Annotated in this window: 24 protein-coding genes and 1 riboswitch; of the genes, 13 read left to right on the forward strand and 11 right to left on the reverse strand. The window is 73.1% G+C overall.

The genetic code is table 11. From position 1 onward, the window contains the following. Position 1: 1 nt before the first annotated feature. Positions 2 to 2416 (forward strand): transglutaminase TgpA family protein, encoded by a 2415-nt coding sequence (locus tag ACZ6C6_RS01570; protein ID WP_469197970.1) that lies wholly within the window; start codon positions 2 to 4, stop codon positions 2414 to 2416. Between the two features lie 238 nt (positions 2417 to 2654). Here the strand turns inward: ACZ6C6_RS01570 and ACZ6C6_RS01575 are convergent, their stop codons facing one another. The 3 genes from ACZ6C6_RS01575 to ACZ6C6_RS01585 form a co-directional block, all read right to left on the reverse strand. After that, a complete protein-coding gene (locus tag ACZ6C6_RS01575; RefSeq protein ID WP_469197972.1) occupies positions 2655 to 3050 on the reverse strand; it encodes a DUF3040 domain-containing protein in 396 nt (131 codons plus the stop codon). Between the two features lie 280 nt (positions 3051 to 3330). Next, positions 3331 to 4089: a class I SAM-dependent methyltransferase gene (locus ACZ6C6_RS01580; protein ID WP_018104440.1), complete on the reverse strand. Its 759-nt coding sequence runs from the start codon at positions 4087 to 4089 to the stop codon at positions 3331 to 3333. 98 nt (positions 4090 to 4187) lie between these two features. After that, positions 4188 to 4715 (reverse strand): SAV_6107 family HEPN domain-containing protein, encoded by a 528-nt coding sequence (locus tag ACZ6C6_RS01585; protein WP_469197974.1) that lies wholly within the window; start codon positions 4713 to 4715, stop codon positions 4188 to 4190. Between the two features lie 166 nt (positions 4716 to 4881). Here ACZ6C6_RS01585 and ACZ6C6_RS01590 point away from each other — a divergent pair, with 166 nt between their 5' ends. The 5 genes from ACZ6C6_RS01590 to ACZ6C6_RS01610 all read left to right on the forward strand — a co-directional run bounded on the left by ACZ6C6_RS01590 (position 4882) and on the right by ACZ6C6_RS01610 (position 10875). Next, positions 4882 to 5649 carry an ATP-binding cassette domain-containing protein gene (locus ACZ6C6_RS01590; RefSeq protein ID WP_469197976.1) on the forward strand — a complete coding sequence of 256 codons (768 nt, stop codon included), beginning with the start codon at positions 4882 to 4884 and terminating at the stop codon, positions 5647 to 5649. Continuing rightward, positions 5621 to 7708, forward strand: coding sequence for a YhgE/Pip family protein (locus ACZ6C6_RS01595; RefSeq protein WP_469197978.1), 2088 nt, complete (start codon positions 5621 to 5623; stop codon positions 7706 to 7708). The genes ACZ6C6_RS01590 and ACZ6C6_RS01595 overlap by 29 nt, the downstream gene beginning before the upstream one ends. Before the next feature lie 29 nt (positions 7709 to 7737). Continuing rightward, entirely contained in the window at positions 7738 to 8349 is a 612-nt protein-coding gene (locus tag ACZ6C6_RS01600) for a TetR/AcrR family transcriptional regulator (RefSeq protein ID WP_469197981.1), read from the forward strand. Positions 8350 to 8696: 347 nt separating this feature from the next. Next, the gene (locus tag ACZ6C6_RS01605; protein WP_469197983.1) at positions 8697 to 9326 is read left to right on the forward strand and encodes a DUF4126 domain-containing protein; all 630 of its coding nucleotides are present in this window, start codon (positions 8697 to 8699) and stop codon (positions 9324 to 9326) included. Between the two features lie 37 nt (positions 9327 to 9363). Then, complete coding sequence (locus ACZ6C6_RS01610) at positions 9364 to 10875, forward strand: phytoene desaturase family protein (RefSeq protein ID WP_469197985.1); 1512 nt, start codon at positions 9364 to 9366, stop codon at positions 10873 to 10875. Between the two features lie 12 nt (positions 10876 to 10887). Here ACZ6C6_RS01610 and ACZ6C6_RS01615 read toward each other — a convergent pair whose 3' ends face one another. The 5 genes from ACZ6C6_RS01615 to ACZ6C6_RS01635 form a co-directional block, all read right to left on the reverse strand. Further along, positions 10888 to 11736 carry a hypothetical protein gene (locus ACZ6C6_RS01615; RefSeq protein WP_469197986.1) on the reverse strand — a complete coding sequence of 283 codons (849 nt, stop codon included), beginning with the start codon at positions 11734 to 11736 and terminating at the stop codon, positions 10888 to 10890. A gap of 50 nt (positions 11737 to 11786) precedes the next feature. Continuing rightward, positions 11787 to 12704 (reverse strand): methylenetetrahydrofolate reductase [NAD(P)H], encoded by a 918-nt coding sequence (gene metF, locus ACZ6C6_RS01620; protein WP_469197988.1) that lies wholly within the window; start codon positions 12702 to 12704, stop codon positions 11787 to 11789. Between the two features lie 140 nt (positions 12705 to 12844). Further along, complete coding sequence (gene thiE / locus ACZ6C6_RS01625; protein ID WP_469197990.1) at positions 12845 to 13549, reverse strand: thiamine phosphate synthase; 705 nt, start codon at positions 13547 to 13549, stop codon at positions 12845 to 12847. Positions 13550 to 13650: 101 nt separating this feature from the next. Next, positions 13651 to 14016, reverse strand: a complete 366-nt coding sequence (locus ACZ6C6_RS01630) for an Rv2175c family DNA-binding protein (RefSeq protein ID WP_445069540.1) — start codon at positions 14014 to 14016, stop codon at positions 13651 to 13653. An 80-nt stretch (positions 14017 to 14096) separates the two neighbouring features. Further along, the gene (locus ACZ6C6_RS01635) at positions 14097 to 15329 is read right to left on the reverse strand and encodes an NAD(P)/FAD-dependent oxidoreductase (protein ID WP_469197992.1); all 1233 of its coding nucleotides are present in this window, start codon (positions 15327 to 15329) and stop codon (positions 14097 to 14099) included. An 81-nt stretch (positions 15330 to 15410) separates the two neighbouring features. Beyond that, positions 15411 to 15522, forward strand: a riboswitch (TPP riboswitch). Here ACZ6C6_RS01635 and thiO point away from each other — a divergent pair. From thiO to ACZ6C6_RS01660, 5 genes are all read left to right on the forward strand, one after another. Continuing rightward, positions 15520 to 16695 carry a glycine oxidase ThiO gene (gene thiO / locus ACZ6C6_RS01640; protein ID WP_469197994.1) on the forward strand — a complete coding sequence of 392 codons (1176 nt, stop codon included), beginning with the start codon at positions 15520 to 15522 and terminating at the stop codon, positions 16693 to 16695. It overlaps the preceding riboswitch by 3 nt. Further along, a complete protein-coding gene (gene thiS / locus ACZ6C6_RS01645; protein ID WP_469197996.1) occupies positions 16692 to 16910 on the forward strand; it encodes a sulfur carrier protein ThiS in 219 nt (72 codons plus the stop codon). The genes thiO and thiS overlap by 4 nt, the downstream gene beginning before the upstream one ends. Before the next feature lie 2 nt (positions 16911 to 16912). Then, positions 16913 to 17707, forward strand: coding sequence for a thiazole synthase (locus ACZ6C6_RS01650; protein WP_469197998.1), 795 nt, complete (start codon positions 16913 to 16915; stop codon positions 17705 to 17707). Between the two features lie 182 nt (positions 17708 to 17889). Beyond that, positions 17890 to 19824: a Stk1 family PASTA domain-containing Ser/Thr kinase gene (gene pknB, locus ACZ6C6_RS01655; protein WP_469199275.1), complete on the forward strand. Its 1935-nt coding sequence runs from the start codon at positions 17890 to 17892 to the stop codon at positions 19822 to 19824. 8 nt (positions 19825 to 19832) lie between these two features. Continuing rightward, on the forward strand, positions 19833 to 20690 hold the full coding sequence (locus tag ACZ6C6_RS01660) for a deoxyribonuclease IV (RefSeq protein ID WP_469198000.1): 858 nt from the start codon (positions 19833 to 19835) through the stop codon (positions 20688 to 20690). A 10-nt stretch (positions 20691 to 20700) separates the two neighbouring features. Here the strand turns inward: ACZ6C6_RS01660 and ACZ6C6_RS01665 are convergent, their stop codons facing one another. Continuing rightward, positions 20701 to 21333, reverse strand: a complete 633-nt coding sequence (locus tag ACZ6C6_RS01665) for a sulfite oxidase-like oxidoreductase (protein WP_469198001.1) — start codon at positions 21331 to 21333, stop codon at positions 20701 to 20703. Positions 21334 to 21486: 153 nt separating this feature from the next. On the opposite strand from ACZ6C6_RS01665, the gene bfr reads away from it, so the two are divergent. Beyond that, complete coding sequence (gene bfr, locus ACZ6C6_RS01670) at positions 21487 to 21966, forward strand: bacterioferritin (RefSeq protein ID WP_361032745.1); 480 nt, start codon at positions 21487 to 21489, stop codon at positions 21964 to 21966. A gap of 6 nt (positions 21967 to 21972) precedes the next feature. Here bfr and ACZ6C6_RS01675 read toward each other — a convergent pair whose 3' ends face one another. Beyond that, the gene (locus tag ACZ6C6_RS01675) at positions 21973 to 22209 is read right to left on the reverse strand and encodes a (2Fe-2S)-binding protein (RefSeq protein ID WP_469198004.1); all 237 of its coding nucleotides are present in this window, start codon (positions 22207 to 22209) and stop codon (positions 21973 to 21975) included. Between the two features lie 169 nt (positions 22210 to 22378). Beyond that, on the reverse strand, positions 22379 to 23731 hold the full coding sequence (locus ACZ6C6_RS01680) for a class II 3-deoxy-7-phosphoheptulonate synthase (RefSeq protein WP_469198006.1): 1353 nt from the start codon (positions 23729 to 23731) through the stop codon (positions 22379 to 22381). Positions 23732 to 23893: 162 nt separating this feature from the next. Here ACZ6C6_RS01680 and ACZ6C6_RS01685 point away from each other — a divergent pair, with 162 nt between their 5' ends. Then, entirely contained in the window at positions 23894 to 26674 is a 2781-nt protein-coding gene (locus ACZ6C6_RS01685) for an N-acetylmuramoyl-L-alanine amidase (RefSeq protein WP_469198008.1), read from the forward strand. Positions 26675 to 26741 lie beyond the last annotated feature (67 nt).

Genomic DNA, 26741 nt, shown 5'->3' on the forward strand with positions numbered 1-26741 from the left:
CATGAGCGGTCGGGGCAGGCTGGCGCTGGCCGCCTTCGCGGCGACGCTGATGGCGTCCTGTTCGATGCTGCCGCTGGTGGACCCGGTGAGCTGGATCGTGCAGGGGGCGTTCCTGCTGGCCGTGCAGTGCGGGGTGGGGGTGCTGGGCCGCCGGGTGCCGTTGCCCCGGCTGCTGACGGCCGCCGCCCAGGCGCTGGTCATGGCGGTGCTGCTGACCGTGGCGTTCGCCCGGGAGCAGGCGGTGGCGGGCGTGCTGCCCGGACCGCAGGCCGTGCGGCACCTCGTGGATCTGCTGACGGCCGGCGGGAACGACGTCGGGCAGTACGCGATCCCGGCGCCGGCGACGCCGGGCATCCGGCTGATGCTGGTGGGCGGTGTCCTGCTGGTCGGGCTGCTGGTCGACACGCTGGCGGTGACGTTCCGCAGCGCCGCGCCGGCCGGGCTGCCCCTGCTGGCGCTGTATTCGGTGGCCGCCGGGCTGGCGGAGGGCAGTGCGGGCTGGCTGTGGTTCCTCCTGGCCGCCTGCGGCTATCTGCTGCTCCTGCTGGCCGAGGGGCGTGACCGGCTCTCCCAGTGGGGGCGGGTCTTCGCGGGGGCGGCGCGGCCCCGCGGTGCTTCGTCCGCCGGGCTGGACACCACGGGTGGCGGACGGGCGCTGGCCCCGGTACGCACGGGGCGCCGGATCGGCGCGGTGGCCCTGGGGTTCGCCCTGGTGGTGCCCGCGGCGCTGCCCGCCCTCGACGGCGGGTTGCTGGGCGGTGCGGGCGGCGGGGGCGGCAAGGGGCGCGGGGGCGGCACGATCTCCGCGGTGAACCCGCTGGTCTCGCTCCAGGACAACCTCAACCAGCCGGAGAACCGGCAGGTGATGTCGTACCGCACCAGTGCGAGCAGTCCGGGCGACTTCTATCTCCGCATCCTGGCCCTGGACCAGTTCAACGGGAACGAGTGGCGTGCCTCGACGCGTCGGCTCCAGGACGTGCCGAAGCGGCTGCCGGCCCCGGCGGGTCTCTCCTCGTCCGTCGCGGTCACGGAGATCAGGTCGACCGTCTCGGCGTCGGCCTCCTACAAGCAGACGTATCTGCCGCTCCCCTACCCGGCGTCCGAGGTGCGGGTCGGCGGCCGGTGGCGCTTCGAGCCGGAGGGCCGCACCCTCGTCGGTGACGACGGGGAGACGACCGGCGGCGCTCAGTACACCGTGACCAGCCTCGACGTGCAGCCGACGTCCGATCAGCTCGCCCGCGCGGGCGCGGTGCCGCCGGAGCTGATGCGCGAGTACACACAGGTGCCCGATTCGCTGCCGAAGGTGGTCGCGCGGACCGCCGACGAGATCACGAACGGGGCCGCCAACTCGTACGAGCGGGCGGTGAAGCTCCAGGACTACTTCTCCACCGACGGCGGGTTCACCTACGACACCTCGGTCGACTCCGGTACGGGCAGCGCGGCGATCGCCCGCTTCCTGAAGGACAAGCGGGGCTTCTGCGTCCACTTCTCGTTCACGATGGCGGCGATGGCCCGCACGCTGGGCATTCCGGCCCGGGTCGCGGTGGGCTTCACACCGGGCAGCGCGCAGCCGGACGGTTCGTACTCGGTCGGTCTGCGCGACGCGCACGCCTGGCCGGAGCTGTACTTCGAGGGGATCGGCTGGACGCGCTTCGAGCCGACGCCGACGCGGGGCTCGGTCCCGTCGTACACGCTGCCCGACGCGCCGACCGGTGACACGGCGGACCCGGCCCGGCCGGAGGCGGACGCCTCGGCGCCGGTCGCCGCCACGCCGTCCGCGTCGGAGAGCTGCCCGGCGCAGATGCGCAAGCAGGGCGAGTGCGGGCAGTCGGCGGCGCCCGGTGCGGCCGCGCCGACGGACCCGGGGACGCCGACGGGCACCGTGCTGGGCGTGGCCGCCGCGGTGGTGCTCGTCCTGGTGCTGCCCCTGTTGCCGATGTTCTGGCGGCTGCGGGCGCGGGCCCGCCGCCTGGGTTCCCCGGGCGGCCGCACCCCCGCCGACGCGACCGCGCGGACCCTGGCGGTGTGGCGGGAGGTCACCGACACGGCGTGGGACCACGGCATTCCCCCGGACGAGGCGCTGACCCCGCGCCGGGCCGCCGAGCGGCTGGTGCGGCTGGGCCGGCTGGACACCGAGGCGGCGGACGCGGTGCACCGGGTCGCGGGGGCGGTGGAGCAGGCGCTCTACGCCCGCGAGCCGCGCCCGGCGTCGGGCCTCGCCGAGGACGCGCGGGCGGTTCGGACCGGCCTGGGCCTGTCGGCCGGCCGCCCGGCCCGCCTCCGCGCGCTCCTGGCCCCCCGCTCGTCCGTACGGGTGGCCTGGGCCCTGTCGAAGCGCCGGACGACCCTGGCCGCCCGCTTCCGCCTGCCATCCCGCCCCGCGTGGACCCGCCGCCCGACCCGCCAGGAGAACTGAGGGGCCGCGCGCGGCCCGGGTGTGCGGGACGCCGTGGCCCGGGACCGCGGCGTCCTGCCCTCGGGCCGGGACCGCCGGCCCCACTCGGCCCGGGGCGCTCGGCCCGCGAGCTCGGCATTTGTGCGGGGCGCCGGGCCGCGCGGGCGGTCGCCGTGCCCCGGTGCCGGCCGCCCGAGGCCCACGCGTGAAGGGGCGGCCGCGTGGTCGCGGCCGCCCCTTCAGCTGAAGCGTTGTGGGGTTACTGTCCCTGCTCGTCGCGGCGGCGCTGCCACCGTTGTTCGATCCGGTTCATCACGGACCGGCGTTGGCGGGACTGCCTCCCACCGGCACCACCGGTGCGCACCGACTGCTGTTCGCCCGGCTTGGGCGCCTTGCGCCATCCCGTGACCGCGAGCACCGCGCAGCCCAGCATGACGAGGAAGCCCACCACGCTGATCCAGATCTGCTGGGCGACCATTCCGGCCATGAGGAGCGCGATACCCACCAGAAAGCCAGCGATCGCCTGGTAGACCCGTCGCCGGGTGTACGTACGCAGCCCACTTCCCTCGAGCGCTGTCGCGAACTTGGGATCTTCGGCGTACAGCGCTCGCTCCATTTGCTCGAGCATTCGCTGCTCGTGCTCCGAGAGCGGCACGGAGTCCTCCTCGTCGTCGGCCGCGGGGGGCGGCCGGTATGCGGCCCTTCCAGGATAGGCGGGGAGTCGCCCCCGTGAAACCCGCCCTCATTGCCAAACAGCCAGTCCGGGCCGCCACGACGGCTCAGCTGCTGAGTTGATTCCCCAACCTCCGATCCGTCATGCCGGATGGTGTCCCCCGATCATACGGGGCCCGAGCGCCGAACGGGGCTGTCGGTGCGTACTCCGTCTGCCGCTGCGTCGCTGATCAGCCGCGCTGCCGCCGGTAACCCTCGGGCGTTCAGCCCCGCTTGGTCCCCAGGACGTGCAGCTGGGTGGCCACGGAGTGGAACGCGGGCAGTTCGGCGGCGGCGGCCTCCAGGCGGAGCAGGGCCTCCATCGCGCCCGGCTCGGTGTCCACCAGGACCCCGGGGACGAGGTCGGCGAAGACCCGGACCCCGTGCACGGCGCCCACCTCGACGTCGGCGGCGGTGACCAGCTCGGCCAGCTGCTCGGCCGTGTACCGCCGGGGCATCGGGTCCCCGTCGCCCCACCGTCCCTCCGGGTCGCCCAGCGCGTGCCGCGCCTCGTTGAAGTGGCCGGCCAGCGCGCGGGCCAGGACGGCGCCGCCGAGCCCGGCGGCGAGCAGGCTCAGCGCCCCGGCCGGACGGAGGGCCTCCACCGCGTGCCGTACACCCTCGGCGGGGTCGTCCACGTACTCCAGGACGCCGTGGCAGAGCACCGCGTCGTAGCCCCCGCGCTCGACCACGTCGAACAGGCCGAGGATGTCGCCCTGCACGCCGTGCACCCGGTCGGCGACCCCGGCCTCGGCGGCGCGGCGCTCCAGCGCGAAGAGCGCGTTGGGGCTGGGGTCGACGACGGTGACCCGGTGGCCGAGACGGGCGGCGGGCACCGCGAAGTTGCCCGTGCCGCCGCCGGTGTCCAGTACGTCCAGGGCGTCCCGGCCGGTCGCCTTGACCCGGCGGTCGAGGGCATCCTTCAGGACCTCCCAGACCACGGCGGTACGGAGGGAGGCACGGGGGCGCAGCGGGTCCGACACGGCAGTTGACTCCTCGGCACGGGCCGCCCGGGGGGCGGAGCGTGAACAGCGCAGGTAACAGGTACCGCCCACCCTATGGCCTGGCGCCGCCCACGCGGTCACCCCGCGTCGGGCCGCTCCCCGCGGGGCTGCGGCAGCACCGGCTGGAGCACGAGCAGCCGTTCCACGAGACGCAGGAACATCGCGGCGTCACGCAGTAGGTCATCGGCCTGCCGCCGGCTGGCCGCGCCGGGTATGCCCGCCTCGGCACGGGCCCGCCGGGCGGCGCCGGAGGCGAAGAGGGCACTCCACTCGGCGAGCTCGGGGGCCAGCTCCGGAAGGATCTCCCAGGCGCTGCGGATCGGCGCCCTGCGCCGCCGCGCGGGCTCGGGGCGGGCCCGCGCGGCGAGGACGGCGGCCGCGGTGCGCAGGGCGGCGAGGTGTGCGGTGGCGTACCGCTCGTTGGGCACGGAGAGGACAGCTGCCTCGTCCAGGCCGGCGCGGGCCTGGGTGAGGAGATCGAGGGCGGCGGGCGGTGCGGTGGTACGCCGGACGACGGGGTGGACATCGCGGGCCGGGCCGGTCGGTGAGGGAGCAGGGCCGTCTGCGCGGCGTCGCGGGGCGGCGGCTGCGGACGAGTGGGCCATGACAGAACCTCCTGTCTCGGTAACGGCTCTGTGGCCGTCTGTATCCATCGTGACGGCCCCCACTGACAATCCACCTTGAAGCGCCCCTGACCTGGGCTTTTGCTTCGATCGCAAGTTCGGGCTACTTTTTGAACTGACCAGTCAGTTCAAATGAGGGGTGGGGTGCGTGGAAAGTCCGCACGGGGCGGCCGTCACCGCCGGGAACCTGGGGCTCGAAGGGCCGCGCGGCTGGGCCTTCCGGGGCGTGGACCTCCGCGCGGAGCCCGGCGCCCTGATCGCCGTCGAGGGTCCGTCCGGCTCGGGCCGCACCTGTCTTCTGCTCGCCCTCACCGGCCGCATGCGCCCCACCGAGGGCGAGGCCGCGACCGCCGGTCTCGCCCTGCCGCGCCGGGCCGCCGCCGTCCGCCGCGTCGCGGCCCTGGGCCCGGTGCCCGGAGTCAGCGAGCTGGACCCGGCGTTCACGGTCGCCGAGCACCTGCGCGAGCGGGCCCTGCTCCTGCGCCGCTACGACGGCTCCCCGCGCGCCCTGCTGCGCAGGCCCCGGGAGCGGGCCGCCGCCGCCCGGGCCAGGATCGACGCCGCTCTGGACGCCGCCGGACTCGACCCCGCCACGCTACCCAAGGCCGAGCGCACCGCCGTACGGGATCTGGAGCGGACCGAGGCACTGCGGCTGTCCGTGGCCCTCGCGCTGATGGGCCGGCCCCGGCTGCTCGCGGTGGACGACACCGATCTGAAGCTGTCCGACGCCGGGCGGGCCGAGGTGTGGGGGCTGCTGCGCTCCGTCGCCGCCGCCGGCACCACCGTCCTGGCCGTCTGCAGCGAGGCCCCCGACGACGCCGTCACCGTACGCACGGGCACCGCCCCGGACACCACCGAAGCCACATCGCACGAGGAGGAACCGGCCGATGCGTTCGCCGAGACTGGCCGCGCTTGAGCTGAGGCGCTTCGGCAGGGGGCGGCTGCCGCGCGCCGCCCTCGCCGCGCTCCTGCTGCTCCCCCTGCTCTACGGCGCCCTGTACCTGTGGTCCTTCTGGGACCCGTACGGACGCCTCGACCGCATTCCGGTCGCCCTGGTCAACGACGACAAGGGCGCCACCGCCGACGGCAAGCGGCTGGCGGCCGGGGACCAGATCACCGGCAAGCTCCTTGAGTCCAAGACCTTCGACTGGCACGAGGTGAGCGCCGAGGAGGCCGACCGGGGCGTCGAGAACGGCACGTACTACCTCTCGCTGCGCATGCCGGCCGACTTCAGCGCGCGCATCGCCTCCAGCGCCGGTGACGCACCGGAGACCGGCGCGCTCCAGGTGCGTACCAACGACGCGAACAACTACATCGTCGGGCAGATATCCCGGACGGTCTTCTCCGAGGTCCGCACCGCCGCCTCCGCCAACGCCTCGCGCGGGTTCCTGGACCGGATCTTCATCAGCTTCTCCGATCTGCACGACCGGACGGCGAAGGCCGCCAGGGGCGCGGCCGACCTCAAGGACGGGGCCGGCAAGGCGAAGAAGGGCTCGAAGGACCTCGCGGACGGGCTGAAGGACGCCAAGAAGGGCAGCAGCAAGCTGTCCGGCGGGATCGTGAAGCTGAACAAGGGCGCGGGCGACCTGGAGACCGGATCGCGCCAGGTCGCCGACGGCACCCAGCTCCTCGCCGACAAGGTCAACGGGGTCGCCGCCGACGTGCGCCCGTTCCTGAAGGACAACGGGAAGGCCATCGGCGACACCGCCCGGCTGGTCGCCGACACGTCGAAGACCGTACGGGACAACCTTGACCTGCTCGTGAAGGCGGCGCCCACCGCCGCCGGGGCCGCGCACACCGCCGCCGACGACCTCGCCGACGTCCACCGCACCCGCTGCGAGGAGCAGCCGGTCCCCGACCCCGCCGTCTGCCCGCCGCTGAAGCGGGCCGTGACGGCGGCGGCCGATGTCGCCGCCGTGGCCGACGACGTGAACGCCCTGGTCAAGAACCAGAACGGCGACCTGAAGAAGCTGCGCACCCAGCTGACCACGCTGGAGAGGCAGGCGAAGGGGCTCGCCGCGCGCTCCCCGCACCTGGACGAGGACCTCGAAGCCGCGGTCAAGAAGGTCAACGCGCTGAACACCGGCGCGCACAAGGTCGCCGCCGGCGCGGACCGGCTGCACACAGGGCTGGGCACGGCGAAGACCGGCTCGTCCGACCTGGACACCGGCGTCGGCAAGCTCAAGAAGGGCGCCGACAGCCTGGACAACGGGCTGGTGCGTCTCAAGGACGGCTCCGCCACGCTCGCCCAGGGCCTCGGCGACGGCGTCGACCGGATCCCCGACTACGGGAAGAAGGACCGCGACGCCCGCACGGAGGTCATGGCCGACCCCGTACGCCTGGCCTCGCAGTCGCTGCACTCCGCCCCGAACTACGGCACCGGCTTCGCGCCCTACTTCATCCCGCTCTCCCTCTGGGTCGGCGCGATGGTGGCGTACATGCTGATCCAGCCGCTCAGCAGGCGGGCCCTGGCCGCCGGCGCACCGGCCTGGCGGATCGCCCTCGCGGGCTGGCTGCCGGTCGCCGGGGTCGGGCTGCTCCAGACGGCCGCGCTGATGTCCGTCCTGCACTGGGGCCCCGGCCTGGACATGGCGCACACCGCCGGGACGCTCGGCTTCCTGGCCCTGGTGACCTGCTGCTTCGCGGCGATCGTGCAGTGGCTGAACGCCTGCTTCGGCGCGGCCGGGCGCATCCTCGTCCTCGCGCTCCTGATGCTCCAGCTGACCTCGGCCGGCGGCACCTACCCCGTACAGACCAGTCCCGGCTTCTTCAACGCCATCCACCCGTACCTGCCGATGAGCTACATCGTGGAGGGGCTGCGCCGGCTCATCACGGGCGGCGGGCTCGGCCCGGTCTGGCAGGGCTGCGCGGTGCTCGCCGCCTTCACCGCCGGGGCGCTCGCGCTGACCGCCCTGTCGGCCCGCCGCAAGCAGATGTGGACACTGGAGCGGCTGCACCCGGAGCTGAGCCTGTGACCGTGCCGGGACCTGTGAGAATCAGGTCCATGGAAAGCAGTAGCGGCACGCGCCGCCAGGCCACCCGGCAGAGGCTCTACGAAGCGGCCGTCACCCTCATCGCCGAGAAGGGCTTCTCGGCGACCACGGTGGACGAGATCGCCGACCGGGCCGGGGTCGCCAAGGGCACCGTCTACTACAACTTCAAGAGCAAGACCGAGCTCTTCGAGGAGCTGCTGCGCCACGGCGTCGGGCTGCTCACCTCCTCGCTGCGCGCGGCGGCCGAGGAGACCGGCGCCCGCGGTGGCAGCCGGGTCGAGGCGCTGGACGCCATGATCCGGGCCGGTCTGGTCTTCATCGACCGCTACCCGGCCTTCACCCAGCTGTACGTGGCCGAGCTCTGGCGCACCAACCGCGCCTGGCAGTCCACGCTGCTGGTGGTGCGCAGGGAGGCGGTCGCCGTGGTGGAGGGCGTCATCGCGGAGGGCGTGGCGGGCGGCGAGCTGAGCGAGGAGATCGACGTGCCGCTGACGGCGGCGGCACTCGTCGGGATGGTGCTGGTGGCGGCGCTGGACTGGCAGGCGTTCCAGCCGGAGCGCTCGATCGACGACGTGCACTCGGCGCTGTCCCTGCTGCTGCGCGGCCGCGTCAGCGGACACTGAGCACCCCTCACGCACGAAGGCGCCGGTCGCGCGCGGCCCGTCCCCCGAGCCCGCCCGACCGGCGCCTTCCGTGCTGCCGGAGGACCGTCCCCCGTGACCCCGTGTCCCCCGTGGTCCCGAAGTCCTCCGCCGCGCACCCCCGTTCGGAAGGGCGGCGCCGCCCCACTACCGCCGCCCCGTGCCGGCGGTGGCGGGGCGGCGCCCCCTTCCGTGGACACCCACTCTGCCGTTCCGGCAGGTCACGGCCATCCGTGCGACTACTCATCCCGCGCGCTGAGTACGGGTACTCAGCGCCGGGTTCCACGCGCCCTGCCGCAAGACAAGGCCCGCTGGCTACGATCGCCTGCGTGTCGGTACTCCCTCTGGTGTTCACAAGCGGCTGGGCGAGCGGGATCAACGCGTACGCGGTGGTCCTCCTGCTCGGCATATTCGGCGCGACCGGTGTCAGCGACGAGGTGCCCGCCTCGCTCCAGCGCACCGACGTGCTCGTCGTCGTCGCGATCCTCTTCCTCTTCGAGGCGGTCGCCGACAAGGTGCCCTACCTCGACACCGCGTGGGACGCGGTGCACACGGTCGTCCGGCCGGTGGCGGGCGCGGTGGTCGCGGCGCTGCTGGCCGGCGAGAGCGGTTCGCTGCCGGAGATCGCGGCCGGTGCCATCGGGGGCTCGACCGCCCTGGTGAGCCATCTGGTGAAGGCCGGGACGCGGATGGCGGTCAACACGTCCCCCGAGCCGTTCAGCAACATCGCGCTGAGCGCCGCCGAGGACCTGGGCGTCGCGGGCGTCATCACCTTCGCGATCTTCCATCCGTGGATCGCCGCCACCCTCGCCGGGACGCTCCTCGTCGCGGGTCTCGCGCTCGTGATCTTCCTGGCCTCCCGTATCCGCCGGTTCTGGCGCCGCAGGGCGCAGCGCCGCGAGGAGAAACGCCGGGGGCAGCAGCCCGTCGTCCCGCCTGCCGGAGCTCCGTGGGGCTGACGGACGGGCCGTCGGTGGCGGCCGTTAAGGTCGCCGCATGGCACGAATTGCGGTGATCGGCGCCGGGATGGGCGCGATGGCGGCGGCGGCCCGGCTGGCCGTGGCAGGCCACCGGGTGACGGTGTACGAGCGGTCGCGGACGTACGGCGGCTCGCTCGGCCAGTACGCCGACGAGGGCTTCACGTTCGACACCGGCCCCGGGCTGCTCCACCTCCCCGCGGTCTACCGCGACCTGTTCGTGAAGACCGGCAAGGAGCCGCTGGAGCGGTGCGTCACGCTGGCCCAGGTGGACCCGGCGAGCCGGCACCTCTTCGCGGACGGCACCTCGGTGTCGCTGCCGAACGCCTCGCGCGCCGGGACCGTCGCCGCCCTGGACGCCGCGCTCGGCGGCGGGGCGGGCGCGAAGTGGGGGGCCTTCCTCGACCGCGCCAGGGACGCCTGGGACCGCTCGCGTCGGCCGCTCCTGGAGGAGCCCCTGCGCCCCGACTGGCAGGTGCTGGGCCGTGACCCGTATCCGGCCGAGGAGCGCCGGCGGCTGCTGCGCCCGGCGCGGCGGGCCGGGACGGTGGCGGAGATCGGCGCCTGGGAGCTGGCGGACCCGCGGCTCGCGGCCCTCCTCGACGGATACGCGCTGGGGTACGGCCTGGACCCCTCGCGCGCCCCGGCGGGCGCGGCCCTCCTGCCGTACATGGAGGAGACGTTCGGCACCTGGTACGTGAGCGGCGGCATGCGGGCGCTGGCCCGCGCGGTGTACGAGCGGTGCCTGGCCCGGAAGGTGGAGTTCGTCTTCGGCGCCGAGGTGGCCCGGGTCGTGGCGAGGGACGGCCGGGCGGCGGGCGTGGAGCTGGCGGACGGGACGGTCGCGGAGTCGGCCCATGTGGTGCTCGGGGCCCGGCCGTGGCCCGGCCTGGTGCCGGGTCAGGAGCTGTGGGCCGAGGGGGATGTGACGGCCCGTGCGGACGCGGCGGGGGCGAGCGGCCGGTTCGTGGTGATGCTGTCGCTGCGCGGCGGGCGGCCCGATGACGCCGTGCACCGGACCGTGGTGCACCCGGCGGACGGCGCGGCCGAGCGCGAGGCGGTCTTCGGGGGCCGGACCGCCGCGCACCCGACGGTGACCGTGCTGCGCCCCGACGATCCGTCGACCCGGCCCGACGCGGAGCACGAGGCGGTGACGCTGGTGGCGACGGTCGCCCCGCACGGCCCGGTGGACTGGACGGACGAGGCGCTGCGGGCCCGGTTCGCGGAAACGGTGACCGGGGTGGCGGGCGCCGCGGTGCCGGGGCTGCGGGAGCGGGTGCTGCGGACGCGGGTGCGGACGCCCGCCGAGACCGCCGCGGACACGGGCGCCGGGGACGGTGCCGTGCCGCCGCCGGCGCTGGGCGGAGCCGGGGGCGCGTTCCTGCACGCCGCCAACCGAACCCGGCTGCCCGGCCTGTTGCTGGCCGGCGGCTGGTCGCATCCGGGCGGCGGACTTGCGCACGCGGGCATGTCCGGGGCGCTGGTCGCGGGGACCGTGGTGGAGGGGGACGGCTTCCGCGGCTCGCAGTGAGCCGGGGGCGCCTCAGTAGCGGTACTGCTCGTTGTAGCCGGTGTCGTAGCCGTTCGGGTACGGGGCCGGCTGGGCGGCGGGCTGCTGGGGATACTGCTCGCCCTCGCGCTGCTGCGGCACCCAGACACCGCCCGGCGGGGTCTCCGAGCCATAGGTGTCGCCCTGCGCGTACGGGTCGGCGTACGGCCGGCCGTCGTAGTTCCCGTAGCCGTCGTACGTGCCGTACTGCGGGGTGCTCGCCGTGGTGCCGATGTACGGGTCGGAGTAGGCGGCGTAGCTCTGCTGATCGGTGCCGTAGTCGTACTGGCCGGCCCCGGCGTAGGTGTCCTGGCCCTGGGGCTGCTGGACCGGATAGCCGTAGGGGTCGTACGCCTCGTGGCTCTGAGCGGCCTGGGGCTCCTGGGCCGGGCGGGGCGGCAGGGGCTCGGTGTAGACGCCGTACTGGCCCGTGTCCTCGGGCATCGGTTCGGTCGCGTAGACGGCGGCGGGGGCAGGGGCGGACGGCGGGGCGTCCGGGGCGCCGCCCTCGTAGTCCACCTCCAGGTCCGAGACCTCAAGGGTGGGCTTGCGCTCGGCCGCGCCGCGCCTGCGGCGGCTCTCGCCGGGCTTGCCCCCTATCGCCCAGCCGGTGGAGAAGCCCTTGCGGAACGAGAGCGTGACGTAGGTCTGGCCGGTGGCGAAGGCGACCGCGCCGAGGGCGATGACGGGCACGGACGGCAGCAGGACGCCGATCACCACACCGAGGAAGCCGGTGAAGGCGAGGAGACGCCAGCGCAGCCGCGCCTTGTACTGCAGCAGCACCTCGCCGAGCAGCCACAGCGCGACGACACCGAACGCGATGTAGAGGACCGTCCAGCCCATGCCCGCCCCCTTCTACGGCCACCGCCCCGGGTGGTGGCGGGTACGGCCGGTCACGACTGCTTGTGCAGTCCGAGATTCTCGTAGATCTCGAGCGTCGCAGTCGAGTTGTTCAGCGTGATGAAGTGCAGTCCGGGCACGCCCTCGGAGAGCAGCTTCGCGCTGAACCGCGTTGCGAAGTCGATGCCAATGGAGCGTACAGCGGCGGGGTCGTCCTTGGCGGCGAGGATGCGCTCTTTCAGGTCGTCGGGCAGCTTCGCGTCGCTGAGCTGGGAGAACCGCTCCAATTGCCGGACGTTGGTGACCGGCATGACCTCGGGGATGATCGGGGTTTCGCAACCCGCCGCGACCACCCGGTCACGCATCCGGAGATATGCCTCGGGATCGAAGAACATCTGTGTGATCGCGTAGTCGGCGCCCGCGCGGCACTTGTCCACGAAATGGCGGACGTCGGTGTCCCAGTCGTCGGAGCGCGGGTGCCTCTCGGGGAACGCGGCGACGCCCACGCAGAAGTCGCCGGCCTCCTTGATCAGCCGGACCAGGTCCGCCGCGTACTTCACGCCCTGCGGGTGCTCGACCCAGGGGCCCATGGGGTCGCCCGGCGGGTCGCCGCGCACGGCGAGGATGTTCCGGATGCCGGCGTCCGCGTACTGGCCGACCATGTTGCGGAGTTCGGTGATCGAGTGGTTCACCGCCGTGAGGTGCGCGACCGGGGTGAGCGTGGACTCGGCGGCGATGTCCTGGGTGGCCTTCACCGTGCCGGAGCGGGTGGAGCCCCCGGCTCCGTACGTCACCGAGACGAAGCTCGGGGCGACGGCCTCGACCCGGCGCAGCGCGTTCCACAGGTTGCGCTCGCCCTTCTCGGTCTTGGGCGCCCAGAACTCGAACGAGTACGAGGTCTCGCCGGTCGCGAGCATCTCACGCACGGTGCGCGCGTGATCTGTCCTGGTGGAAGGTGTGCCAAGGGCCATACGGGCAGGTTAACCAGGGCGGGGCGGGCCCCCAACCGAACCGGAGTCATTTGCCGGAATTGACTGATTCTTGTCCATCCTTCGGACAGATTCGTCCCAGGCCCGTCCCTGCCCGCCGTTCCGGAGGCGGCCGTCCCGCGTCAGGCTCCGGCGCGCTCGCGCACCCGGCGCGCCAGATCGGCGGCGGCGGCACCCGGGTCGGACGCCTCGGTGAGGGCCCGCACGACGACGATCCGGCGGGCCCCGGCGGCCAGCACCTGGTCGAGGTTGTCGGCGTCGATGCCCCCGATGGCGAACCAGGGGCGGGCGGGGGCGAGTGAGGCGGCGTAGCGGACGAGGTCCAGGCCGGGGGCGTGGCGGCCGGGCTTGGTGGGGGTGGGCCAGCAGGGGCCGGTGCAGAAGTAGTCCACGCCGGGCTCGGCCGCGGCGGCGTCCACCTCGGCCTCGGCGTGCGTGGAGCGGCCGATGACCGGCTCGGCGCCGATGATCGCGCGGGCGGCCGGGACCGGCAGGTCGCCCTGGCCCAGGTGCAGCACGTCGGAGCCGATGGCATGGGCCACGTCCGCCCGGTCGTTGACGGCGAGGAGCTTGCCGTGCCGCTTGCAGGCGTCGGCGAAGACCGCGAGGTGGTCGAGCTCCTCGCCCGCCTCCATCCCCTTGTCGCGGAGCTGGACGATGTCCACGCCGCCGGCGAGGACCGCGTCGAGGAAGTCGGGCAGGTCGCCCTGGCGCCTGCGCGCGTCCGTGCACAGGTAGAGCCGGGCGTCGGACAGCTGCGCGCGAGAGTGCGTGCCAGGCGTCGCGGGCCGGACGGGGCTTTCGGGACGCGGCGTAGGCGTGGACATGGTGCGGTTCCCCCCGGGGAAGACGGTGACGGCGGATCGGTGGTGCGGCGCGGGGAAGCGGGCCGCCCGCTCGCGCGGTGCGGCCCGCTTCCCCGGTCGGTTCAGACGGCGAGCGCCTGGGCGCGGCGCTTCACCTCCGTGCCGCGATTCTCACTCAGAGCCTGCGCGGGGGTACCGGGCAGGCTCGGGTCGGGGGTGAAGAGCCATTCGAGCATCTCCTCGTCGGAGTAGCCGTCGTCCTTCAGGAGCGTCAGGGTCCCGGAGAGGCCCTTGACCACCTTGTCGCCGTCGATGAAGGCGGCGGGCACCTGAAGCGCCCGGTTCTCCCCACGGCGTACGGCGATGAGCTGGCCCTCCTTGACCAGCTGGCGCACACGCGTCACCTCGACATCGAGCATTTCCGCGATGTCGGGCAGGTGGAGCCAGGCAGGGACGAGAGCATCGATCTTTGCGTCAATCTCGGTCACGGGACAAGCCTGCCATCCCGGACTGACAGCCGAAACCCGGACTCGGCCCTTCAGGTCCGTGCGGGGTCCGGGGAACGCCCTCAGGCCAGGGCCGCCGACTTCAGCGGGACGGAGGGGTCCCCGGCCCGCGCCGCGTCGAGCCGGGTCCCCGCCTCGATGAGCCGGCGCCCCTGGGCCAGGTCGCGCGGGCGGCCCACCGCGAGGACCGCGACCAGGACGCCGTCGCGCAGCCAGCACACCGACCAGGCGGGCTCGGCCGGGTCGCCGCGCCACAGCAGCGTGTCCGCGTCCGCGTGGTGCCCGGCGTACTGCACGAACCGGCCGAACTGCTCGGACCAGAAGTAGGGCACGGGATCGTACGGCGGGATGCCGGCGCCCTCCGCCACGATGTGGGCGGCCGCGGTCCGGGGCCCCTGGAGGGCGTTGTCCCAGTGGTGGACGACCAGGCGGGTGCCGTAGCGGGCCGAGGGGAAGGAGGCGCAGTCGCCGACCGCGTACACATCGGGGAGCGAGGTGCGCAGCGCCGCGTCGGCGGTCACCGAGCCCTCGGGCCCGAGGGCGATGCCGGAGCCGGCGAGCCAGCCGGTGGCGGGGCGGGCACCGATGCCGACGACGACCGCACCGGCCGGGAGGGTGCGCCCGTCGGCGAGCACCACCGTGCCGGGCTCGACGCGGGCGACCCGGGCACCGGTGAGGAGCCGGGCGCCGCTCTCCTCGTACCAGGCGGCCATCGGGGCGGCGACATCGGCGGGCAGCGCACCCGCCAGGGGGCGGTCGGCGGCCTCCACGACGGTGACCTCGCAGCCGGCGGCGCGGGCCGCGGTGGCGAACTCGGCGCCGATCCAGCCGGCGCCGACGACCACGACGGGGTGCCCGGCTTCGAGGACGGGGCGCAGCCGGGCCGCGTCGTCGAGGGTGCGCAGCAGATGGACGCCGGGGACCCCTGCGGAGCCGGGCAGGGCGATGGGTTCGGCGCCGGTGGCGAGGACCAGGACGTCGTAGGGGACCGGGCCCTCGGAGGTGTCCAGTTCGTGGTCCCCGGCGCGGACCCCGGTGACCTCGCAGCCCAGGCGGAGGGCGATGTCCAGTTCCTCGAAGTCGATGTCGAAGGCGGACTCCTCCGCCTTGCCGAGCAGCACCGCCTTGGACAGCGGGGGCCGGTCGTAGGGCTGGTGGGGTTCGGCGCCGATCAGCGTGACGGGGCCGGTGAAGCCCTGTTCCCGCAGGGCGACGGCGGTCTGCACGCCCGCCATGCCCGCGCCCGCGACGACGACCCGGCGTTCCGTCCGCTCTGCCCGCTGCTGCTCGCTCACCCGCCCACCTTACGTAGCTGACCGAGCGTCAGGAAAGGGCGCCCCACCCGGCCCCCGGGGGACGGGGTTTAGGGTGGCCACCGTAAGACACGCGGGAGCCCGGGCGTACCGGGCTGAGAGGGAGGCTGGCGGCCTCCGACCGTACGAACCTGATCCGGGTCATGCCGGCGAAGGGAGGGGCTGGACGCCCATGCGCACCCATCCCACCGAAGGGGCCGACGTCCTCGTCATCGGGGGCGGCGTCATCGGTCTGGTGACCGCCTGGCGGGCCGCGCGGCGCGGCTTGGCCGTCGCGCTCGCCGACCCCGGGCCGGGCGGCGGAGCGGCCCGGGTCGCGGCCGGAATGCTGGCCGCCGTCACCGAACTGCACTACGGCGAGGAGATGCTGCTCGGGCTCAACCTCGCCTCCGCCCGGCGCTATCCGTCGTTCACGGCGGAGCTGGAGGAGGCGAGCGGGCAGGACATCGGCTTCCGCGCCTGCGGCACCCTGGCTGTCGCGCTGGACGCCGACGACCGCGCCCATCTGCGCGAACTCCACGAGCTGCAACGCCGCTCGGGCCTGGAGTCGGAGTGGCTGACCGGGCGCGAGTGCCGCCGCCTGGAACCGATGCTCGCCCCGGGCGTGCGCGGCGGCCTCCGGGTGGACGGCGACCACCAGGTCGACCCGCGCCGCCTCGCCGCCGCGCTGCTCACCGCGTGCGAACGGGCCGGAGTGGTCTTCCACCGCCGCCGCGCCGACCGCCTCTCCGTGGTCGCGGACCGGGCCGTGGGCGCCGTGCTCGACGACGGTACGGAGCTGGCCGCCGGCCAGGTCGTGCTCGCCGGGGGCAGCCTCAGCGGACGGCTCGCCGGGGTCCCCGCCCACGTCCTGCCGCCGGTCCGCCCGGTCAAGGGCCAGGTGCTGCGTCTCACCGTGCCCCCGGCGTACGCGCCCTTCCTCTCGCGCACCGTGCGCGCGGTGGTCCGGGGCAGCCACGTCTATCTCGTGCCGCGCGAGAACGGTGAGCTGGTCGTCGGCGCCACCACGGAGGAGATGGGCTGGGACACCACCGTCACGGCGGGCGGGGTCTACGAGCTGCTGCGCGACGCCCACGAGCTGGTGCCCGGCATCACCGAGCTGCCGCTCACCGAGACCCGGGCCGGTCTGCGCCCCGCGTCCCCGGACAACGCCCCGCTGCTCGGCCGCACCGCGCTGCCCGGCCTCCACCTCGCCACCGGCCACGGCCGGAACGGCGTGCTGCTCACGCCCGTCACCGGGGACGCCATGGCGTCGTTGCTGGCCGACGGCGAGCTGCCCGAGCCGGTCCGCCCCTTCTCGCCCGGCCGGTTCGCCCCGGCCCCCGCACCCCAGGAGCAGCCCGCATGACCGAGCCCACCCCGCTCACCGTGTCCGTGAACGGCGCCCCGGCCGCCATCGCACCCGGCACCACCCTGGACACCCTCGTCGCGACACTGACCGACGCGCGGACGGGGGTGGCCGCCGCGCTCAACGAGACCGTGGTGCCGCGCGGCCGGTGGTCCGCCGCCGCGCTCGCCGACGGCGACCGGGTCGAGGTCCTGACCGCGGTCCAGGGAGGCTGACGATGTCCGACGACCTGTTCACCCTCGGCGGCACCGACTTCACGTCCCGGCTGATCATGGGCACGGGCGGAGCGCCCAGCCTGGACGTGCTGGAGCGGTCGCTGATCGCGTCCGGCACCGAGCTGACCACCGTCGCGATGCGCCGCCTCGACCCGACCGTGCAGGGCTCGGTCCTCTCCGTCCTGCGGAAGCTGTCCATCCGGGTGCTGCCGAACACCGCCGGCTGCTACACCGCCGGGGAGGCCGTGCTCACCGCCCGGCTGGCCCGTGAGGCGCTGGGCACGGACTGGGTGAAGCTTGAGGTGGTGGCCGACGAACGGACGCTGCTGCCCGATCCGGTCGAGCTGCTGGACGCCGCGGAGATCCTGGTGGACGACGGGTTCACGGTGCTGCCGTACACCAACGACGACCCGGTCCTGGCCCGGAGGCTGGAGGACGTGGGGTGCGCCGCGGTCATGCCGCTCGGCTCCCCGATCGGTTCGGGCCTGGGCATCCGCAACCCGCACAACTTCCAGCTGATCACGGAGCGGGCCGGGGTGCCGGTGATCCTGGACGCCGGTGCCGGGACGGCGTCGGACGCGGCGCTCGCGATGGAGCTGGGGTGCTCTGCGGTGATGCTCGCCTCGGCGGTGACCCGGGCCCAGGAGCCGGAGCTGATGGCCGCCGCGATGCGGCACGCGGTGGAGGGCGGGCGGCTCGCGCACCGGGCCGGGCGCATCCCGCGCCGCCACTTCGCGGAGGCGTCGTCGCCGACGGCGGGGCGGGCGGTGCTCGATCCGGAGCGCCCGGCGTTCTGAGCGCGAGGGGCCGCCCCGGTCCGGACCAACGTGCCGGAATCCACAGTTCCAGGGCCGGAAGCCCGTTGGAAGCCGGGATTCCGGGCTCGGGCGGCGCGCCCCTGTCACGGCTCGGCTTCAGTCCAGCCCCGGGTTCGCTCCACAGCGGCGGGCCCGGCCGCGGCGGCTCGTAGACTCGCATGGTGGATACGACCCTCCAGGACCCCCTCGTCGGGCAGCTGCTCGACGGCCGCTACCGCGTCGATGCCCGCATCGCCGTGGGCGGCATGGCCACGGTCTACCGGGCCATGGACATGCGGCTCGACCGGGTGCTCGCCCTCAAGGTGATGCACCCGGCGCTGGCGACCGACGCCTCGTTCGTGGAGCGGTTCATCCGCGAGGCCAAGTCGGTGGCGCATCTCGCCCACCCCAACGTGGTCGGGGTCTTCGACCAGGGCGCCCAGGGGCAGTACGTCTATCTGGCCATGGAGTACGTCGCCGGGTGCACGCTGCGCGACGTGCTGAGCGAGCGCGGTGCGCTCGCGCCCCGGGCCGCGCTGGACATCCTGGAATCGGTGCTCGCCGCCCTCGGCGCGGCGCACCGGGCGGGCTTCGTGCACCGCGACATGAAGCCCGAGAACGTGCTGATCGGGGACGACGGCCGGGTCAAGGTCGCCGACTTCGGCCTGGTCCGGGCCGTGGACACGGTCACGAACACCACCGGGACGATCCTCGGCACCGTCTCGTACCTGGCCCCGGAGCAGATCGAACACGGCACGGCGGACACCCGTGCCGACGTGTACGCCTGCGGGGTCGTGCTCTACGAGATGCTGACCGGCGACAAGCCGCGTGACGGGGAGTCCCCCGCCCAGGTCATCTACCAGCATCTGCACGAGGACGTACCGCCCCCGTCGGCGGTCGTCCCCGGCCTCGCGCCCGAGCTGGACGCGCTGGTGGCCGACGCCACCGCCCGGGACCCGGAGGCCCGCCCGTTCGACGCGGTGGCGCTGCTCGCCGGGGCCCGCCGGGCGCGCGCCGCCCTCACGGACGCGCAGCTCGACGCCGTACCGCCGCAGGCCCTGCCGGAGCCGGGACCGGGCGGCGGGGCGAAGGGCTCCGACGCGCGGACGACGGTGATCCCCCGGGTGCTGCCGAAGGACCTGGGCACCGCCCACCACACCAGCCGGCTGGAGATGCCCCCGCCTCCGCAGCACCCGCTGCCGCCGCGCCGGCGCGGGCCGCTCGGCGGCCCCCGGCGCGGGCTGATCGCGGCGGTCCTCGCGGTGCTCGTCGTCCTGGGCGTCGGTGGCGGCGTCTGGTACATCAACTCCGGGCAGTTCACGAAGGTCCCCTCGCTGCTGGGCCAGACCGAGCAGGCGGCCGGGAAGCGGCTCTCCGACGCGGGCCTGGAACTCAAGGGCGTGGAGCGGGCCTTCAGCGACACCGTCGAGCGGGGCAAGGTGATCAGCAGCGATCCCAGGTCCGGCGCGCGGATCAGGGGCAACGGCTCGGTCTCGCTCGTCGTGTCGCGCGGCCCCGAGATCATCCAGGTGCCCGACGTCGCGGGCGACCGGCTCGCCGACGCCAGGCAGCGGCTGAAGAAGGCGGGCCTGCTCCCGGGCATGGTCACCAAGGAGTTCAGCGAGGACGTGGCGGCCGGCGAGGTGCTGCGCACGGAGCCGGAGGCGGGCGCCGACCGCCACCCGGACTCGGCGGTCGCGATCGTCGTCTCCCAGGGCAGCCCCATCGCGGTCCCGGACGTCACCGGGCTCTCCGTGGAGGACGCCACCGACACGCTGGCCGACGAGGGGCTGAAGGCGAAGGTGAAGCCCGGCCGGGTGCACTCGCCCGAGGACGAGGGCGACATTGCCGTCCAGTCACCCGAGGAGGGCGCCGAGGCGGCCGATGGCGACACCATCACGCTGACGGTCTCCTCCGGTCCGCGCATGGTCGAGGTGCCGGACGTGGTCGGGAAGAAGGTGGACGACGCCCGCGACGAGCTGGAGGCGGCCGGCTTCGAGGTCGAGGTCGACCACGGGTTCCTCTCCTTCAGCGACAAGGTCTCCAGCCAGTCCGTGGACGGCGGCGACCGGGCCCCCGAGGGCGACACCATCACCATCAAGACCAAGGGACTGTAGAGATCCGTATGCGCAACCCCGTCGGCGGCCATGTCCCCGTGGCCGGCGGCCTCGCCAAGGCCGGCCTCCCCTACGCCCGCGAGATGGGCGCCGAAGCGGTCCAGGTCTTCGTCGCCAACCCCCGCGGGTGGGCCACCCCGGCCGGGAATCCGGCCCAGGACGCCCTGTTCCGCGAGCAGTGCGCCGCCGAGTCGGTACCGGCCTACGTACACGCCCCGTATCTGATCAACTTCGGCTCGCACACCCCGGCGACGGTGGAGCGGTCCGTGGAGTCGCTGCGCCACTCGCTGCGCCGGGCCCGCGGGATCGGGGCGCTGGGCGTGGTGGTGCACACGGGGTCGGCGACCGGCGGGCGGCCCCGCGAGGAGGCGCTGGCGCAGGTGCGGACACACATGCTGCCGCTGCTGGACGAGCTGACGCACGACGACGACCCGTTCCTGCTGCTGGAGTCCACCGCCGGGCAGGGCTCCTCGCTCTGCTCGCGGACCTGGGACTTCGGTCCGTACTTCGAGGCGCTGGACGCCCACCCGAAGCTCGGGGTCTGCCTGGACACCTGCCACATCTTCGCGGCTGGGCACGACCTGGCCGGGCCTGGCGGGATGAAGGAGACGCTGGACCTGCTGGTGGAGACGGTCGGCGAGGGCCGGCTGAAGCTCATCCACGCCAATGACTCCAAGGACGTGTCCGGCGCCCACAAGGACCGGCACGAGAACATCGGCTCGGGCCACATCGGCGAGGAGCCGTTCCGCGAGCTGTTCACGCACCCGGCCACCGAGGGCGTGCCGCTGGTGATCGAGACGCCGGGCGGCAAGGAGGGCCACGCTGCGGACGTGGCCCGGCTGCAGGCGCTGCGCGACGGGGGGTGAGACGCCCGGTTCAGAGTTCGGGGCCGTCCCCGGGCTCCTCCTGGTAGGAGTAGCGCTGTTCCTTCCAGGGGTCGCCGATGTTGTGGTAGCCGCGCTCCTCCCAGAAGCCGCGGCGGTCGGCGGTCATGTACTCGATGCCCCGGACCCACTTGGGGCCCTTCCACGCGTACAGATGGGGGACGACGAGCCGGAGCGGGAAGCCATGCTCGGCGGTGAGCAGTTCGCCGCCCTTGTGGGTGGCGAACAGGGTCCGGTCGGAGAGGAAGTCGTCCAGCCGGAGGTTGGAGCTGAAGCCGTACTCGGCCCAGACCATCACATGGGTGACCTGAGGGGCGGGCGGCGCGAGGGCGACCACGTCGCGGGCGAGCACACCGCCCCACTCGGAGCCCAGCATGCTGAATTTCGTGACGCAGTGGAGATCGGCGACGACCGAGGAGAACGGCAGTGCCGAGAATTCCTCGTGGTTCCAGCAGTGCTTCTCGGCGTCGGCGGTCGCGCCGAAGACACGGAATTCCCAGCGCTCGGGTTTGAACTTGGGGACCGGCCCGTAGTGGGTAACCGGCCATCCGCGCTGCAGCCGCTGGCCCGGCGGAAGCTCGGACTGCTCTGACGCGCGGTGTTCCCGGCTTTCCGGCTGACCCATGACTCCATGGTGACAGACAGGCGGGGGTGGTCGTGACCAGGGCGGAGGCGATTCGGGCAACTCGTACTAAGCATGTACTTACTGGACGGTCACCGGGTCCGGTGCGAGGATGCCGCCAACGTGCCCGGTTCACCGTTGGAAGGAGCCTCTGCGATGCAGGGCGACCCCGAGGTCATCGAGTTCCTGAATGAACAGCTCACCGCCGAATTGACCGCCATCAACCAGTACTTCCTGCACGCGAAGATGCAGGACAACTTCGGCTGGACCAAGCTGGCGAAATACACGCGCGCCGAGTCCTTCGACGAGATGAAGCACGCCGAGATCCTGACCGACCGCATTCTCTTCCTCGACGGCCTGCCGAACTACCAGCGCCTGTTCCACGTACGGGTCGGCCAGACGGTCACCGAGATGTTCCAGGCCGACCGGCAGATCGAGGTCGAGGCGATCGACCGTCTCAAGCGCGGGATCGAGCTGATGCGCAACAAGGGCGACATCACGTCGGCGAACATCTTCGAGTCGATCCTCGCGGACGAGGAGCACCACATCGACTACCTCGACACCCAGCTCGACCTGGTCGAGAAGCTGGGCGAGCCGCTGTACATCGCGCAGCTCATCGAGCAGCCGGAGAGCTGACCGCGCTCAGGCGGCCTCGGGGAGCCCGTCCGCCGGGGTGGCGGCGGCCGTCCTCTTCTGCTCCAGGAGCTCGCGGCGCGGGCAGGCGCCCCGGCCGAGCATCGCCTGGATGGTGCGGACGCAGCCGCCGCAGTCCGTGCCGGCCTTGGAAGCGGAGGCGATCTGGCGGGGCGTGCAGGCCCCGGCCGCCGCATGCTCCTTGACCTGCTGCTCCGTAACGCCGAAGCACGAGCAGACGTACATGCGGTTCACCTCCCGGGCGGGGACGGGTCAGGGGCGCCGCCCCGATGATCGGTGAGGCTAACCTAACCTTACCCGTCCCCCGGGGGGCGGCAAAAGCCCGGAACGCCCTGTGGGGCACGGATCACATCGATCCGTGCCCCACAGTCGTACGGTGCTGCCTGCCGCGGCCTTACTGGTCGCGGTACATCTCGGCGACGAGGAAGGCCAGGTCGAGCGACTGGCTGCGGTTGAGCCGGGGGTCGCAGGCCGTCTCGTAACGCTGGTGGAGGTCGTCCACGAAGATCTCGTGGCCGCCGCCGACGCACTCGGTGACGTCGTCACCGGTCAGCTCGACGTGGATGCCGCCGGGGTGCGTGCCGAGGCCCTTGTGCACCTCGAAGAAGCCCTTGACCTCGTCCAGGACGTCGTCGAAGCGGCGCGTCTTGTGGCCGGAGGCCGCCTCGAAGGTGTTGCCGTGCATCGGGTCGGTCACCCAGGCGACGGTGGCGCCGGAGGCGGTGACCTTCTCGACCAGCTCGGGCAGCTTGTCGCGGACCTTGTCGGCGCCCATCCGGACGATGAAGGTCAGCCGGCCGGGCTCGCGCTCGGGGTCGAGGCGCTCGATGTAGCCCAGGGCCTCGTCCACGGTGGTCGTCGGGCCGAGCTTGATCCCGATCGGGTTGCGGACCTTGGAGGCGAACTCGATGTGCGCCCCGTCCATCTGGCGGGTGCGCTCACCGATCCACACCATGTGGCCCGAGGTGTCGTACAGGTGGCCGGTGCGCGAGTCGGTGCGGGTCAGCGCCGTCTCGTAGTCCAGCAGCAGGGCCTCGTGCGAGGCGTAGAACTCGACGGCCTTGAACTCGGCGGGGTCGGTGCCGCACGCCTTCATGAAGTTCAGCGCGTTGTCGATCTCGCGGGCCAGGGCCTCGTAGCGCTGGCCGGACGGGGACGACTTCACGAAGTCCTGGTTCCACGCGTGCACCTGGCGCAGGTCGGCGTAACCGCCGGTGGTGAAGGCGCGCACGAGGTTCAGCGTGGAGGCGGACGCGTGGTACATCCGCTTCAGGCGCTCGGGGTCGGGGACGCGGTCGGCCTCGGTGAAGGCGAAGCCGTTGACGGAGTCGCCCCGGTAGGTCGGCAGGGTCACGCCGTCGCGGGTCTCGGTCGGCTTGGAGCGCGGCTTGGAGTACTGCCCGGCGATCCGGCCGACCTTGACGACAGGCACGGAGGCCGCGTAGGTGAGGACGGCGCTCATCTGGAGCAGCGTCTTCAGCTTGGCGCGGATGTGCTCGGCCGACACGCCGTCGAATGCCTCGGCGCAGTCCCCACCCTGCAACAGGAACGCCTCGCCCTTGGCGACGGCTCCCATACGGGCACGCAGCTGGTCGCACTCGCCCGCGAAGACGAGCGGCGGATACGACGCGAGGTCCGCGAGTACATCGCGCAGGGCCTCGGAGTCGGGGTACTCGGGCTGCTGCGCCGCGGGAAGGTCTCGCCAGGTGTTGCCACCGGCGACGGAGGTATTGGCGTTCACGGTCACGGCGTCCACATTACGGGGTTGCGCCCGCTCCTTTTCCCGGTTTCCCAGCCACTGAGACGGACGTCTCGGCACGGCCGGTGCGAGGGCTGTCCGGAGCTCCTGCTAGCCTCCCGTCTTTCAGCGTTGAACAACGTTGGACAAGTGGACATCGAGGGTGGGGACTTGAAGCGGAATCACCGTAGGGACCTCAGGAAGAGACGGCTCCTGATCGGCGTCGGCGCCGCCGTGGTCGCGACCGCGACGATCGGCACCCTGGCCGTGGCCTCGCAGGACCCGGACACGGGGACCGCCGAGGCCTCCGCGCCGTCCGCCGTGCTCCAGGCCCAGTTCGAGGACGCGGCCCGTGAGTTCGACGTGCCCCGGAGCGTACTGATGGCGGTCTCGTACCGGCAGACGCGCTGGGAGAGCCACGACGGCGAGCCGAGCACCACCGGGGCGTACAACGTCATGGGGCTGACCAGTGTGTCGGCCGGGGACGTGGAGCAGCCGGACGACAAGGAACGTCTGGCGCACATGAACATGTCCGGCCGGCCGGAGATCGAGAAGGCCTTCGACCCCGCGAAGGCGCTGCGCGACCTGCCGAAGAAGACGGTCGACACCTCCGACCCCCGGCTGCACACGCTGGACGAGGCCGCCGAGCTGATCGACACGGACACGGCGTCGGTACGCGACGACACCGAGGACAGCATCCGCGCGGGCGCGGCCCTCCTCGCCGAGTACCAGCGCGACGCGAAGGGCTCCCTGTCCGACGACGCCTCGCAGTGGTATCCGGCGGTGGCGCGGTTCAGCCAGTCGCCGGACAAGAAGGGGGCCGACCTCTTCGCGAAGCGCGTCTTCGACTCGATCCGTACGGGCGAGAGCGCGCTCACCCAGGACGGTCAGCGGGTCTCGCTGCCGGCCGACCCCTCGGTCCAGCCGGTCAAGCCGGCGAACGTACCGCTGGCCGCGTCCTTCGCGAGCACCGCCGCGACCCCCACCCCCGAGTGCCCGTCCGGTCTGAACTGCAACTTCGTCCCGGCCAAGACGTCGAGCACGGGCCAGCGCAGCTACACCCCCGCCGTGCGCCCCGACAAGGGCGTCGACATCCGGCAGATCGTGATCCACGACACCGAGGGCGACTACGCGAGCTCGCTGACCACCCTCACCAGCCCGAGCGCGGCCGCGAGCGCCAACTACCTGGTCCGCGCGTCGGACGGGCTGGTCACGCAGATGGTCGAGAACAAGGACCTGGCGTGGCACGCGGGCAACTGGACCCTGAACATGCACTCCATCGGCGTGGAGCACGAGGGCTACGCCATCAAGGAGGGCAGCTGGTACAGCGAGTCGCAGTACGAGTCGACCGCGGCTCTGGTGAAGTTCCTGGCCGACAAGTACGGCATCCCGCTGGACCGTGAGCACATCATCGGCCACGACGAGGTGCCCGTCTCCCTGGACGCGAAGTCCAAGGACACCCACTGGGACCCGGGCCCGTTCTGGGACTGGAACCACTTCATGGGCCTGATGGGCGCCCCGACGGGCGCGAGCGGCGCCGGCGGCCCGGTCAAGGCGGGGCAACTGGTGCGCGTGGTGCCGCCGTTCACCACGGCCAACCAGCCGACGCTGACGTACGGCACCAAGGCGGTCACCAAGCAGCCGGCGAACTTCGGCTACCTGTACACCTCGCCGTCCACCAGCGCGTCCACGCTGACCGACCCCTACTTCTCGGCGCTGTGGAGCGAGGGCTCCAACTGGGGCAACAAGGTCCGCGCGGGCGACACCTACGTCGTCGCCGAGGCCAAGGGCGACTGGACGGCGATCTGGTACGCCGGGAAGAAGGCGTGGTTCTCCAACCCGGGCGGCCAGTACACCGTGCCGCTCGCGGCGGCCCCGCGCGTGGTGAAGGCGAAGGCCGGGGTGACGGTCCGGATCTACGGGCGTACCTACCCGGAGACCGCCGCCTACGAGGCCGCGGGCCTGGAGGCGCCGACGGACGACCCGGACTACCTGACGAAGTACACGCTGCCCGCGGGCCAGGGGTACGCGCTGGCCGGCGCCGAGGTGAAGGGCGACGACTGGTTCGGCTCGGCCCAGACGGACGTCATCGGTTCCACCTCCTATCTGCCGATCCGCTACAACCACCGCCAGGCGTGGGTGAAGGCGAGCGACGTCCAGACCTCCACCAGCGTCGCGCCGGTCACGGCCACCGACCGCTACAACATGATCGGCCGTGACAGCGCGGGCCGGATCTGGCAGTACCAGGGCACCGGCAGCGCCTCCTCCCCGTACTACCGCCGCTACCAGGCGGGCTACGGCTGGGGCGGCTACACGGCGATCACCGCGATGACCGCGCTGCGCGCCGACGGTACGGGCGACTTCGTGGCCCGCGACAAGGACGGCGTCCTCTGGTACTACCGGGGCAGCGGCAACCCGGACAAGCCGTACATGGCCCGGCTCAAGACCGGCAGCGGCTGGAACCAGTACAGCAGCCTCAACGGCATGCGCGACCTCGACAGTGACGGCAAGGCCGACCTGATCGCCCGCAACAGCGCCGGCGACATCTATTTCTACAAGGGCACCGGTGACCCGGCCCGCCCCTTCGAGCCCAAGGCGAAGATCGGGTACGGCTGGCAGATCTACGACCAGATCGTCTCCACCGGCGACCTGAACGGCGACGGCAAGGCGGACTTCGTGGCCCGGGACAAGTCCGGGGTCCTGTGGATCTACACGGGCACCGGCTCGGCCACCAAGCCGTACGACAAGCGGGTCAAGATCGGTTCGGGCTGGGGCAAGTACAAGCTGCTGCTCGGCCCGAGCGACCTGGACCGTGACGGCCGGGGCGACCTGGTCGGCGTGGACTCGGCCGGAGATTTCTGGTTCTACCACTCCACCGGCACGGTGACGGCCCCGTTCGCGACGAAGTCGCAGGTCGGGGACGGCTGGCAGATCTACGGCACCCTGTTCTAGCCGACAGGACGTCTCGTGCGCGCGGGGCCCTTTCCCATCCGGCCGGGTGGGAGAGGGCCCCGCGGCC

The sequence above is a fragment of the Streptomyces sp. NPDC041814 genome (genome assembly GCF_055590565.1).

Excerpts from the sequence above, each read along its gene's own strand:
- ACZ6C6_RS01570 (WP_469197970.1), top strand. The coding sequence starts at position 2 with ATGAGCGGTCGGGGCAGGCTGGCGCTGGCCGCCTTCGCGGCGACGCTG.
- ACZ6C6_RS01585 (WP_469197974.1), bottom strand. The coding sequence starts at position 4,715 with ATGGCCCACTCGTCCGCAGCCGCCGCCCCGCGACGCCGCGCAGACGGC.
- ACZ6C6_RS01595 (WP_469197978.1), top strand. The coding sequence starts at position 5,621 with ATGCGTTCGCCGAGACTGGCCGCGCTTGAGCTGAGGCGCTTCGGCAGG.
- ACZ6C6_RS01600 (WP_469197981.1), top strand. The coding sequence starts at position 7,738 with ATGGAAAGCAGTAGCGGCACGCGCCGCCAGGCCACCCGGCAGAGGCTC.
- ACZ6C6_RS01610 (WP_469197985.1), top strand. The coding sequence starts at position 9,364 with ATGGCACGAATTGCGGTGATCGGCGCCGGGATGGGCGCGATGGCGGCG.
- ACZ6C6_RS01615 (WP_469197986.1), bottom strand. The coding sequence starts at position 11,736 with ATGGGCTGGACGGTCCTCTACATCGCGTTCGGTGTCGTCGCGCTGTGG.
- metF (WP_469197988.1), bottom strand. The coding sequence starts at position 12,704 with ATGGCCCTTGGCACACCTTCCACCAGGACAGATCACGCGCGCACCGTG.
- thiE (WP_469197990.1), bottom strand. The coding sequence starts at position 13,549 with ATGTCCACGCCTACGCCGCGTCCCGAAAGCCCCGTCCGGCCCGCGACG.
- thiO (WP_469197994.1), top strand. The coding sequence starts at position 15,520 with ATGCGCACCCATCCCACCGAAGGGGCCGACGTCCTCGTCATCGGGGGC.
- thiS (WP_469197996.1), top strand. The coding sequence starts at position 16,692 with ATGACCGAGCCCACCCCGCTCACCGTGTCCGTGAACGGCGCCCCGGCC.
- ACZ6C6_RS01650 (WP_469197998.1), top strand. The coding sequence starts at position 16,913 with ATGTCCGACGACCTGTTCACCCTCGGCGGCACCGACTTCACGTCCCGG.
- ACZ6C6_RS01660 (WP_469198000.1), top strand. The coding sequence starts at position 19,833 with ATGCGCAACCCCGTCGGCGGCCATGTCCCCGTGGCCGGCGGCCTCGCC.
- ACZ6C6_RS01665 (WP_469198001.1), bottom strand. The coding sequence starts at position 21,333 with ATGGGTCAGCCGGAAAGCCGGGAACACCGCGCGTCAGAGCAGTCCGAG.
- bfr (WP_361032745.1), top strand. The coding sequence starts at position 21,487 with ATGCAGGGCGACCCCGAGGTCATCGAGTTCCTGAATGAACAGCTCACC.
- ACZ6C6_RS01675 (WP_469198004.1), bottom strand. The coding sequence starts at position 22,209 with ATGTACGTCTGCTCGTGCTTCGGCGTTACGGAGCAGCAGGTCAAGGAG.